General features: G+C 40.6%; 11 protein-coding genes. 10 read left to right on the forward strand and 1 reads right to left on the reverse strand.

The window, feature by feature from the left end:
• Window positions 1-13: 13 nt before the first annotated feature.
• The 5 genes from T344_RS0103185 to T344_RS0103205 all read left to right on the forward strand — a co-directional run bounded on the left by T344_RS0103185 (window position 14) and on the right by T344_RS0103205 (window position 5,127).
• Entirely contained in the window at window positions 14-1,387 is a 1,374-nt protein-coding gene (locus tag T344_RS0103185; protein ID WP_027627511.1) for an ABC transporter substrate-binding protein, read from the forward strand.
• A 27-nt stretch (window positions 1,388-1,414) separates the two neighbouring features.
• Entirely contained in the window at window positions 1,415-1,714 is a 300-nt protein-coding gene (locus T344_RS0103190; protein ID WP_027627512.1) for a peptide maturation system acyl carrier-related protein, read from the forward strand.
• Window positions 1,715-1,972: 258 nt separating this feature from the next.
• A complete protein-coding gene (locus tag T344_RS0103195; RefSeq protein WP_051571550.1) occupies window positions 1,973-2,452 on the forward strand; it encodes a DUF6323 family protein in 480 nt (159 codons plus the stop codon).
• Window positions 2,449-3,876: a DUF6179 domain-containing protein gene (locus T344_RS0103200; protein WP_027627514.1), complete on the forward strand. Its 1,428-nt coding sequence runs from the start codon at window positions 2,449-2,451 to the stop codon at window positions 3,874-3,876. The genes T344_RS0103195 and T344_RS0103200 overlap by 4 nt, the downstream gene beginning before the upstream one ends.
• Window positions 3,877-4,002: 126 nt before the next feature.
• Window positions 4,003-5,127, forward strand: a complete 1,125-nt coding sequence (locus T344_RS0103205) for a serine hydrolase domain-containing protein (protein ID WP_027627515.1) — start codon at window positions 4,003-4,005, stop codon at window positions 5,125-5,127.
• 35 nt (window positions 5,128-5,162) lie between these two features.
• On the opposite strand, the gene T344_RS0103210 is transcribed toward T344_RS0103205, so the two are convergent.
• A complete protein-coding gene (locus T344_RS0103210) occupies window positions 5,163-5,978 on the reverse strand; it encodes an alpha/beta fold hydrolase (protein WP_027627516.1) in 816 nt (271 codons plus the stop codon).
• 236 nt (window positions 5,979-6,214) lie between these two features.
• Between T344_RS0103210 and T344_RS0103215 the strand changes: the two genes are divergently transcribed.
• The 5 genes from T344_RS0103215 (at window position 6,215) to wsfD (ending at window position 12,623) form a co-directional block, all read left to right on the forward strand.
• Entirely contained in the window at window positions 6,215-6,844 is a 630-nt protein-coding gene (locus T344_RS0103215; protein WP_027627517.1) for a hypothetical protein, read from the forward strand.
• Between the two features lie 5 nt (window positions 6,845-6,849).
• Entirely contained in the window at window positions 6,850-7,401 is a 552-nt protein-coding gene (locus T344_RS0103220) for a hemerythrin domain-containing protein (protein WP_027627518.1), read from the forward strand.
• A 160-nt stretch (window positions 7,402-7,561) separates the two neighbouring features.
• The gene (locus T344_RS0103225) at window positions 7,562-9,382 is read left to right on the forward strand and encodes a glycosyltransferase family 39 protein (protein ID WP_027627519.1); all 1,821 of its coding nucleotides are present in this window, start codon (window positions 7,562-7,564) and stop codon (window positions 9,380-9,382) included.
• A 62-nt stretch (window positions 9,383-9,444) separates the two neighbouring features.
• Window positions 9,445-11,085, forward strand: a complete 1,641-nt coding sequence (locus T344_RS0103230; protein ID WP_027627520.1) for a TlpA family protein disulfide reductase — start codon at window positions 9,445-9,447, stop codon at window positions 11,083-11,085.
• 2 nt (window positions 11,086-11,087) lie between these two features.
• Window positions 11,088-12,623 carry a glycan biosynthesis hexose transferase WsfD gene (gene wsfD / locus T344_RS0103235; protein ID WP_154669415.1) on the forward strand — a complete coding sequence of 512 codons (1,536 nt, stop codon included), beginning with the start codon at window positions 11,088-11,090 and terminating at the stop codon, window positions 12,621-12,623.
• The last annotated feature ends 32 nt before the right edge of the window (window positions 12,624-12,655 follow it).

Consider the following 12,655-nt stretch of genomic DNA (forward strand, 5'->3'; position numbering starts at 1 on the left):
ACGAGGTGAAATATTGCTAAAAAAGTTTAAAACAACAAATAAAATCTATTTAATTCTGATCCTTTTAGCTATTCTTGTTAATCTTATCGGATGCTCAAACGAAAAGGATTCAGTATCTTCTTCTGACGGTAAAAAAATACTTCAAATGTATGTATACTCTCACGATATAATTACTTTGAATGCAATAGGAGAATTTAACAAGTCAAGCAAAATTACTATTAATCCAAACCTAATAAATGATAATGATAAAAATGATATTGACAATAACATAAAGAAAACTTCAACATCTATTTTGGCAGGGGAGGGTCCGGATATAATAATTGATTATGCGTCAGTATATCCTTCTCTGTGGAAAATTGTTCAGAATGATGTATTTTGTGATTTGAACGAATACATAAGGAAGAATAAGGACTTTAATTTATCAGAATATAATTCTAAAGTAATAGACTGCGGAGTAATAAATGATAGGAGATATTTTATTCCAGTTACCTTTTCAGTTCCACTTATATGGTCGAGCGATAGTTTATTGCATAAGAATAATATTAAAATTAATGAAAACAAATGGTCATGGGAAGAATATGGTAAGCTATGCAATAAGTATATAGATATAAATAGTAATAAAGAAAAATATTTTATTGGTAACTCTTTTAGTTTTCAGTCAATCATGGAAAGCTGCTGGCAAAATTATGTCAATTATTCAAAAAAGGAATCGTACTTTGATACAGATGAATTTGTTAGATTGCTAAAAGTATATAAGTCAACTTACTTATCAATTTTACCTGATACTAAATTAAAAGCACCAGAATTATTTTTTGAATTTTTAAAGAATAATTCTTTATTATTAGTAAATTGTGATATTAGTGTTTACTACATGTGGATAAACAACACTGCTGTTAACAAGATTCTTGAATCAGATATGAGTTGTTTTCCGTATCCTACTGAAAGCTTGACACAGCAACCCAGTGCTCATGTAAAAAAGTTTGTAGCAATAAATAAATCCTGTAAATATAAAGATGAAGCCTTTGAATTTATAAAATTGATTATATCTGAAAAGTATCAGAATTCGGGAAAAGATATTTTTGGATTACCTGTGAATATAAAAGCATATAGAGATATTATAAATGAATGTGCTGGAGAAAACGGAAGTGATAAGAGCATTGCAAATTTTTCTTCAGGGCAAATACCATATACTTCTCTACCTTTATCAGAAAAAACTTTAAATCGATTTGATAGTTTAATTAACAGTATTGAAGATTGTGCATACGTTGATAATAACATAATGGGTATAATAGATGAAGAGGTAGCTGCATATTTAGCAGGAAGGCAAAATGAAGTGCAAACTGCAAAATCAATTAATGATAGGGTGCAAATTTATATGAATGAGTAATTATTATGAATTGAAGGAGTGAAAACAATGAGAAGGAATAACAAATTTGATTCTAGAGATGTTTATTTTAGATTAAAAATTATTTTTAAAGAAAGATTTAATATTGATGTTTATCAAAAAGAAAGTACTTTTTTTGACAGAAACTTGTTATATAAGGAAATAGGGTTGGAAGCGAGAGACCTGCTTTATCTCTTTTTTGATATCGAAAAAGAATACAATATAACCATACCTGAGGAGGTTATAGTAGACGGCAAGTTTAATACTTTCAATAAGATAGTTGAAATCATACATAACCAGCTTAAGAAAAAGGGGCAGGAAGTAGTCTGATTCTCAGGCAAATCACATTGTGGGTTTCATTAAAAATATATTCCACAACCAGGATACAAATGATTCCTTAAGATTATTTCCATATCTCATGCCCCGGCAAAAGCCGGGGTTTTTTTGCAATAAAAAAACTTCTTGACTATATCACAGCAGAAGCCTATAATATCATTACTATATAACATTATAATTAATTTAATAATAGCATAATTTAAAACCGATGTCAATAGGTTGGAGCAAAATTTTTATTTTTTAGGAGGAGAAATGTATATGTTTTTACCCATGGTGTTAAATTCCGCCAATCCGCTGCTTAATGAAAAATATGCGGGTATACTGATGAACATTAATAATACTTCCAAGCAATACGGACTGACTATAACAGCAGAGGATGCCAAAAATATTGTTGAAGTGAGAAATACGGTACTGCGCAATTACGGGAGGGTTGACCTGGGCATTGCTGCGACAGGGAAGATAATGGAGAAATTCTGCACCTCTTCTTTTATCGACAGTGGGAATTATCTTTATATTATCAATGAAATACAGGAGCTATTCTATTATTTAAAAAATGAGACCGAGGAAAAGATACCGGATGACGAGCTGATAACATTGCTCAGGGAATTATTTGAAAATTACTGCTGGGGTTCTGTTGAATTTCTGAAAGGTGTGGTGCAGGAATATGCCGAAGCTTTCAGAAAGCGGGAACAAAAAAGAGATATTTTAGAGAAAGGTGATGCTCAGCATTGATTAATAATAAAACCGATGAACTCAATGAACTATATCTCAAAAATAATATTGATAAAACAAGGCTTAAGGCCAATCAGTATACCGTATCCCTCCTGAACGAAGCCTACCGTACCAAAATGCTGGACCATGACACAATCAGCCGCATTCAATTAAATCTGATGAATCTGCTCAAAGACCTGATATTAAGATACACAAATGGAAACAGCACTTCTGTGGCGATGGACACGGCAGAAAGCCTGTTCTGCTCCATGCTGTATGCCATAGATGCTTTTGCCCTCGGCTGCCGAAGTCCCGAAGAGGCTGTATTCAAGCTGAAAACCGGCGTAACGGAGGATATTTATAAACAGGGCGTGGAACAGACCGCAAAGTGGTTTGCCGAAATAAAAGCCTTATACCTTAAAGTACGGAAAAACAAACTGGACATAACGCTTGATTCATATAATCTCACCCTTAACGAAGCAATTCCCGTATTCCTGGAAAGTTATAATATAATCTTCCGCGCCCATGACGGTGCGGGAAGCATTGATTATCCGCTGGTGTTTGATGATATGAGCATTCAGGGAGTATTGTACATTAAAAACTATTTAGAGAATTTTAAAATAGAAACAGATTTTTGCAGGAATTTCAAATCAGACGAAATAAATAAGCTGCTGCAAAATTTTGGCGCCGCTATGAAGTTAAATTATAAAATTGAATTGATAAACGTTTTTGAATTGGTATTCAACAATGCCGTACTGTCAATAATGGCAGGTAAAAGGGCGGGTAACCTGAGCATCCGGGCAGATGAATCTCATACTCTTGACAAAAAATTGTCATGTTTAAGTGCGGAGGGTATCCGCAATGAGGCCGAACAGGCTGTGGAGCAAATGATAACCCGATTTCGGCTCACAGATGACAGGATGCTTGAATATATACACCGGTATAAGCCCTTGTTTGAAGAACGGCTTGTTTTTTCGGCTCAAAATCATGCCTTAAACAGTATAATTATTACCGATAATGAAGAAAACCGGAGGAAAAGCTCGGTGTGGCTGGAAGTTGGCGAAAGGATCAAGGATGACGAGTTTAACGCTTTGGTAAACAAATTGACAGTGACTGATAATATGGATGACAAAATAAGTCATATAAAAACAGGTATCAAATCTTTGTATGATTTCCTTGATATTATGAACACCGATTGCTTTTTCGGAAATGAATATCAAGAGCTTTTTGCCGGGTTGGAGGAGTCTGAATTGGCTGTATTGGCCAGTTTACTATTTCATGGGGAGCTCCGGGACGGCAGTTTGAATTTGAATTGCATTGTTTCTCAGAATAAGACTGCGGAATATGAGTGGCAGGAGTATTTTTTGGAATTTTTAAAAGCTCTTGATGCAGATAAGCTGAATGAGATACAGAAGCAGGCTGAGGAGTACGATGGGTTTGAATAGTTACAGCTATTATTATCCAAATCCTTACAATATGGATTTCCATATTTTGCTTGTAAATATCCGGTTTTATAATTAATATTAAATTAGAGCTAAAAAAGCAGACCGCTGAAGGTCATGGAGGTTGGTATGAAAAGAACCATCCTGATAATTTTAATGGCAAGCCTGGTTTATACATGTGCAGGCTGCAGCGATAATAAGGAAAGCAAAGGGCAGGGTATCCCGGCAGAGAGCTTGAGCACTGAGGCTGCCGGCACACTTGCGGCAAAATGGCCTGCGGGGAATTGGAGCACATCGACTCCTGAAAATCAGGACCTTGATGAGCGGCAGCTTGCCAGGACCCATACAAGAATAAAAGAGAATTATCCCAATGTATACAGCCTGCTGGTTATAAGAAATGGCTTTCTTGTATTCGAGGAGTATTATAACGGTGCGGGAAAGAACAGCTACTATCCGGTTTATTCGGTAACCAAAAGTGTGATGTCGGCCTTGACCGGCATAGCAATACGTGAAAAACTGGTTGCCGGTACCGGCCAAAAGGCTGCGGAACTCATTCCGGAGTATTTTGACCCGGTCGATAATACAAAGAAGAGGGACATTACTATCGAAAACGTACTGACCATGACAGGAGGACTTGAGTCCATTGACAATAACTATAACGGTTATTTTTCAAGCTCAGACTGGCTCCGGTATGCACTTGACAAGCCGCTTACCGACCAACTGGGGAGCAAATTTGTTTATAACACCGGACTGACCCAGATTCTGTCGGCCGTTATATCTGAAAAATCCGGCATGAAAACAAAAGACTTTGCAGATAAGTACTTATTCAAGCCATTAAATATTGAAGTCAAAAGATGGGATATGGACCCGGCGGGCTGCTACGGAGGGGGTACAGGTCTGTATCTTACAGCCCGGGATATGGCTAAATTCGGATATTTATATCTGAACAGAGGCAATTGGGACGGCAGTCAGCTCATACCTGAAGAGTGGGCAGCAGTTTCGATCACAAGGAAGGTTGAAGCCGGTAAGGGTGTGGATTATGGCTATTTGTTCTGGATTTCGGACATGGAGAACAAAACCGCCCGAAAGACCTATCATACCTACCGGGCTGACGGAGCAGGGGGACAAAAGATAGTTATGATACCTGAAACCAATATGGTTATAGTAGTTACGGCAGATATCAATGCCAGATCCAGGGACGGTGCCGACACTCAAAGGTTGATAGAGGATTATGTGATCCAGGCAATAAAATAAATTGTTTTATCTTTAAGACAGCTCCGTTTTCAATGTTACACCTGCCCTATGAACCTTGCCAGTTCACTGTTGAATTTATCCTGCTCCTCGTAAAATAAACCGTGTCCGCTGTTTTCAAAAGGTATCAGCACTGAATTCCTGATGCTCTGGTGCATGACTTCGGCTAAAGGAAACAAACAGACCTGGTCATGAATTCCGTGCAGGATGAGTGTGGGTACCCGGATTTTATCCAGATCGTTGAAAAGGGCTTCGTCCCTGAAGGTCACTGCACATGCTGCGGTAGCTATGCCCGAGGCTTCAAAGCCCATCAGGAAAAACCAGTCGGATTGAGGCTGGGTTATAGGTTTGGAGAAAAACATGGGAGCAGTATCTCTCAGCATCTGGAGCCTGTCTTTAAGAGAACTCTCTATTATTTGGGTTATGTCCTCTTTGGGATGACCATATGGAAAACCCGGCCTCATTGTAAGACTTGGGGCAGCAGCGCCGAAAAGGGCCAGCTTTGAGACTCCATATCCATTATACCTGGATATATATCTGATGGCAGCGGCGCCGCCCATGGAATGTCCTGCCAATACAAAGTTCTTTAAATCCAGCGCATGAACCACTCCCCTTATATCATCGGCAATGCGGTTATAACTGTATCCCGTGTGGGGCTTGCCGGATTTTCCAAAACCTCTTGTGTCCATTCCGATACATCTGAAGCCCATGGCGGGGAGCTTGTTGAACTGGTATTCATAAGCACGGTGGCTCAAGGGCCAGCCATGTATAAAGAGTATCGTCGTTTTGCCCCCCGGATTGATATCATGGACAAATATTTTAACATCGGCCTCGGTTCTAATGTAATATTCCAAAAAAACACCTTCTCTGTACTTAATATATTTATATAATATTCAATTTGAAAAATATTTGTGTGGTATAAAGTTTATATTTTATAAAGCTGATTTACATAATTGAATGAGAGTATATAATTCAGGGAAAAGATCAAATAATAAATTATCATTATTTGTGAAGAATAAGCAGTATGTACTTTTCAAAATAAGTGAGGAGGAACGGGTAAGCTGATTTACCTGTTGAGAGGGGAAAAAATATGAGTTTATTTTTAGGGAAGATTCATTTCTGGTTATATAATAAAATCCTTTGGACCGAGAAAGTCGAGGAAGATATTATGAAATGGGCTGAGGACAAAGGTCTGCCTTCTGATAAATGGGCAGGCCAAAACAGCGAGAAATATGGTGCCTCCATGGGGAAGGAGCCTCTGGAAAATATTATAGACACCTCCAATATTCACGGTTGGCTGCAGGAAAGGATAGAAAGTGCCGAGCTGCGCCAGGCATCACTTGTGACTTTAATTTTGTCAGAGGATATGTCATATAAAAATGAACTGCTGGAATTGTTCAGAAGACAGGGGGAAAGTGCGGCTGCCGCTTATCAGGATAAGCCCGCCACACCGGAGGAGATATTCAACGCCCTGAATGATTTTATACTTGAAGGCATGCCCTGTGACAGGGTCAATGAGGTGATGAGCTCAAACGAAAAGGAATTTGTCTGGAGGACGACAACCTGCCTGCATACACCGTACTGGGAAAGGGTCAATGGGGATATCAAACATTTTTATGATTTGAGGAGAGAATGGGTCGCTGCTTTTGTGAACGCCATTAACCATGACTATCAATACAGTACGGCGTCTGAAGGAGTGCACAGGATAGAGAGGAGATAGATACGATGGATTTGATTGAAGTAATGGTGGAAGAGCACAAATATATAAAAAGAATGCTGGCGGTGATGAGGAAGTACTGTTACAGGGTAATGAAAGGTGAACAGATCCAGTACGGGGACTTTTTCAAAATGATTGATTTTGTAAGAAATTATGCCGACAGGCATCATCACGGAAAAGAAGAGAAACTGCTTTTTGACAGAATGATGAATGAATTGGGACGTCCTGCTGAAATGCTTGTACGCCATGGCATGCTGGTGGAGCATGATCTTGGAAGACTTCACATGCAGGAGCTGGAAGCTGCTCTCAAAAAGGTGATGGAGGGAGACGATGAAGCCCGTCTGGATGTCATAGCAAATGCCATATCCTACACCCATTTGCTCCACAGGCATATTGACAAGGAGGATGGGGTGGTATACAAGTACGCCCAAAACAATCTGGTCAAAGAGACAATGGACAAATTGAATGCCGAAGGCGAGCAGCTGGAGCAGGAAGCCGAAAGGGAGCATATTCAGGAAAAATATATTAAACTTCTTGCCGAACTGGAGTCAAAGCTCTGATGCGCTTTTAGCCCCGGTATTACAAAACATAAGCAAATGAGACATTTATCCAGACTAAAAAAGAAAATTTTTGTCAAATCTTAAAACTATTCAATTGCAGTAAATTATGGTAGACTGTTGTCTAGAACTGTTGGTATTAAACGTTTAGGGGAAGTATATTATGGAGACACGCAGGAACTGGTTTACTTATATATACTTGACTTTTTTTGGTATATTTGTATGCTATAGTCTGTTCGGCGGGATATTGAACATAGGAGTTTCAACAAAATATCCGTTTTTGTGGTATGGGGGAATCCTTTTAGCCATGGGCGGTTTGTGGCTCATATCCAATTCTGCGGCAATTATACTCTCTCATTTTGATATATACAGATTCAGGCTCCGGAGCAGAATACCCGGCACCATAGCTGAAGCTGTGATTATTGCTGCTGTGATTCTTGCCGCCGGAGCCGTCAGAATATGGATTATCCGTTATTTGCCGGTCCAACCCCAATCTGACTTTCAAACCTATTACAATGTGGCCGATTTGCTGGCAAAAGGCACTCTTAAAAGAGACGGAGCCGGATACTGCGATTATATATCACAGTTTCCCCATGTCATTGGCTACCCGTATATTCTATCGCTGATATTCAAGATGTTTGGAGCCTCTGTTACAACGGGCCTGCATTTTAATTTGGCTGTCAGCCTCTTGAGTGTATTTTTTGTGAACAGGATTGCGAGACTCGTCTGCGGCAGGGCGGCGGGCGTTCTGGCAATGGTGCTGGCTGCTTTCTGGCCTTCACAGGTGCTCTTTATAAATCAGATGGCCTCCGAACCGCTTTTCACCTGCCTGTCCCTGCTTTGCATATGGATTACGGCATATTTGTTCAGTCCCTCCTCTTCGGACAGGGATATAAGGATATTTGTGCTGAACATCCTTTTAGGTATTATGCTGGCGGTTGCAGGCGGAGTACGTCCGGTGTCGGTGGTGCTGCTTATAGCCATAATAGTCTGTACAATAACCTATAAGGCCGGAAATGCTGAAGCCTCAAATACAAAAGCCGGGTTGATAAAGACCTGCATGGCAAGGGGATGGATCAGGGCAATTTTTTTATTGGCCGGTTTTTTAATCTGCTCCCAGCTGATCAGCGGGGCTACCGCCCGGGCAATTGACAGAAAGCTTCCGGGTACTACCGTATCCTTCGGATATAATCTGATGGTGGGTTTGAATGTTGAAGCAAAAGGAGCCTGGAATGAGCAGGATGCAAAATTCCTCAACGACAGGTTTATAGAAACAGGTTCAGCCGTTGAAGCCCACAAGGCATCTCTGGAGCAGGCCCTCAAGCGGATAAATGAAGACCCTGAGGGTATAGCCAACCTGCTGTTTCAAAAATATGCTCTTCTCTGGGCAAATGATGATTATGGTTCCTATTGGAATTTACTGTTCATGGAACAGCAGCACAATTTAACTCCCGAGAGAAAAGAATTTATAAATAGTGTGGCAATCTGGAACAATATATATTACATCATATGTGTTTATATGTCCCTTATAGCCGGAATATTCCTGTGGTTCAGAAAAAAGGCGGGCACCGTGCATATATTGGTATTGTATTTTGTCGGCATTGCTTTTCTTCATATGGTAGTCGAAAGCCAGAGCAGATATCACTACAGTATATTGCCTGTATTCGCAATACTGGCGGCTGTGGGTGCGGCAGAAATATTCAGGTTTCACCGGCACTGGGAAGAGCAGAGCTGCGGGAGTCAAAGTGAAGCAGCCGGACTGGAACACGAAAACAGGTTAATTGGAGAACAATTATCAAAAAAACAGGAACACGGTATTGAGGAGAGCAAAGCCCCGGTGTTTACCGGCAAAGATAAAAATACTGCTGCCGGTAACCGGTTTGACATGCTGGATGCAATACAAAAGGGTCATGTCACTGTTACCGTAACAGAGGCATATTTGAAGGAAAAAGAAGAAAAGCTCAAGGAGGATAATAAAGAGTAAATTTTATTCCTCCATACAGGAAGGATACCGGTTTGAAAGCTATAGGGCACATGGAGGGTACAATGGATCTTTTAAGGAAATTTGAAAGGGTAGTTAAGATTGCTTTAATTGTAATGCTTATTGTCTCGGCAGGTCTGATATCGGCATGGCTGCTTTCGGCAAACAAAAAAGAAGAGCCTGATGTTTCCCTCGGAGGGGTGGCAGAACAAAATGAAGTTTCATCAAATACCCGACTGGCGGACAAGCTGGATCTGCTCCCGGATAAATGCACACTTAATATGGATTTGTCAAATCTGACCTTTTCAGGGGAAAACGGAGAAAAAATTGCTTTATCCGGCCTGAGGGGCAAAACAGTTATTTTAAATTTCTGGGCCAGCTGGTGCCCATACTGCAACAGTGAGCTGGAACAGTGGCGTGATATAAGGGAACGGCTTTCCCAATACTCAAATGTTGAGATGTTATTGGTAAATAAACTTGATAATAATAAGGAAACCAAAGCCCAGGCTCTGGATTATTTGAAAAAAAATCAAATACCCTTTGAAAACGTATATGATGAGGGTTTGAAGGTATATGACCAGCTGGGACTCAAGGTCATACCTACAACCCTTGTTATTGATGGTCAGGGGCTGTTGAGAGCGTGGCATGCGGGGAAGGATATGAAGCCGGAGCTTTTGAAATCAATGGTTGATTACGCGGTACACGGCAGTGCTTATGAAACTTTTAATTTTCTGGATAAGGAGATGATAAACAGGGACGGCGGTGTCAGGACCAATTACCTGCCCGAAAAAGTGTCGGATTTGAGATATACCGATGTTTTGAGCGAATCCCAGGGCTTATTGATGGAATATGCTGTAAACACTGAAAATAAAAGTCTTTTTGAAAAAAGTTTCAATTATGTAAATAAAAATATGCACGATAATCCTCTGGCTGCGTGGGTGGTCACTGACAAGGGGCCTGCAAAAGTTAATTCGACCCTGGATGACCTCAGAATATTCCGGGCACTGTATAACGCTGAAAAATTATGGGGAGGCTATGCCGACACCATTAGGAATTATGAGAGGGCACTTTATCGTTACAATACGTATAAGCAAAACCTCATAAACCAATATGATTTTAAATACCGGAAAAAATCGGACAGCTTAAAACTGTGTTTTGCAGATTTTGAGGCCATGCAATACCTTGCAGAACTAAATCCCCGCTGGAAGGAGATATACACCAATTCCCTGGCAATAGTAAGGGACGGTTATATAGGTGACGGCTTTCCCGTGTATTACCCTGAATATGTTATTGCCGGGAAAACCTATAAAAAAGAGGATATCAATATGGCTGAGGGAATGGTCACACTTCTTCATCTTGCGAAAATCGGACAATTGAAGCCACAAACTCTGGAATGGTTAAAAACAGCTGTTGAAGGTGAAGGGATATATGCCAGATATAGAGCCGACGGAACGGTGGTTGACGGCTATAATTACCAATCGACCGCAATATACGGGCTGGTTGGCATGATAGCCGCAGCGGCCGGCGACAAGGAACTGGCAAACAGGGCACAAGCCAGAATGGAGACAATGCGTGTATTTGATTCGGGTAACAAAGTAAACGGTGCGTTCGGAAATCCTGACGGAACAGGAATATATTCTTTTGACCAATGCATCGCACTGCTTTCTTACAGCGTTGCCGGAAAAGACACCAGGCAGGCGTTATGAATATGAAAAACAATAAAGATGAATGGAAAACAGCAAGATTTATTTTTTCAGGCTTGAGCAGGCTTGCAGCCTTTTCAAAAAAAACCGTAGCAGGTTTGAACAAAAACAGAGAGGGAAAGTACTCAATAACTGTCATTGGGCTGGGAGCAGGAGCGCTGGTACTGCTGCTGCTTGTAATCATGCTGTTTGTGCCGCCGTTTCTGGGCATGTCGGATGACGGTTCCTTCGCCCGCAGGATTAATCCGATGGGGATATACCACAGAGAGGACGCAGGTGAAAACCTGTATTTTAATTACTACGTAAGGGAGTATCTGTCCCTGGCCCCGGAAAGCGGTTTTTTTGCCGGGCTGACAGGTCAGCGCGCCCTGATATATGCTGCAAAAGGGCTGGATGGGTTGTTTACCCGTGACAATATTTTTGATTTGAGATTTCTGGCTTTAATATACGGCTTGTTATATATCCCTGCAATCTTTCTGCTGGTAAAGCAGGCCGCATACAGGGTAAAGACCTTTACCGAAAGTGTTGTAATAGGTTTGGCAGGTGTGGTCATATTTGCAGATGTATCCTACATAACCTACTTCAGCTCCTTTTATACAGAACCGCTGGTGCTGATTTCCATAATTTTCTGTGCCGGTGCTGCTTTGGCATTGCAGCAGGAAAGACATAATATGTTTTATCTTATTATATATACAATTTTTGGGATTGTTTTGACAACTATTGAAAATAAATACGCCATAACAGGTTTATTTTTAGGAATATTGGGTGTAAAATTTGTGTTTATCGATAAAGGCCTGTTTTGGAGAACAGGCTGTATAGCGGCGGTGCTTCTGCTTTTTTTGAGCGTAATGTTTTCTGCCGCATACGCACCTTCTTCCTTTACTCTGTCGGGGAAATACAATGCAATGACCAGGGGAGTGCTGCTGCAGTCAACCGATCCCGAAGAGACCTTGAGGGAATTCGGCATTGACGGCTCCTATTCAATACTTGCAGACACAAGCAGCAATGAACAATATCCCCTGTTGGACCCCGAAAACAAAGACTTGAAACAAGGATTTTATGACAGGTATAATTCAGCTGAAATAGCCTATTATTATTTTAAGCATCCCAGATCGCTGGTTGCCATGCTGGATATTTCGGTGAAAGCGGCTTTTAATATCAGAAGGGACTTCAGCGGAAATTATGAGAAAGGTGCAGGGATGCCCAGAATGGCAAAAAGCCTGTTCTGGTCCTTATGGAGCAGTTTTAAAACCAATTCCATACCGAAAACCATCGGATTCCTGATAGTTTTACTGGTGGCAATTGTTTTGCTCTTCAAACAGAAGTCGGTTAAAATCATAAAAGGATACCGGCAAAGAAGTTCAATACCCCTGGAGGTTATGCTTGTAATATTCTTCGTGGGTGTTTCAAATGCTATTATTACGATAGTTAACAGCGGAGATGCTGAAATGGTTCAGAACCTTTTTCTTTTCAGCGTTTCCCTTGACCTTATAATCTATCTCAGTTTAGCGGAAGTGCTGCACAGACTTAAAATATTGTAGCCTGCAGCATGTGTGCAGGTACATGGAGGAGA

This window comes from Ruminiclostridium cellobioparum DSM 1351 = ATCC 15832 (assembly GCF_000621505.1).
Classification (GTDB): domain Bacteria; phylum Bacillota; class Clostridia; order Acetivibrionales; family DSM-1351; genus Ruminiclostridium; species Ruminiclostridium cellobioparum.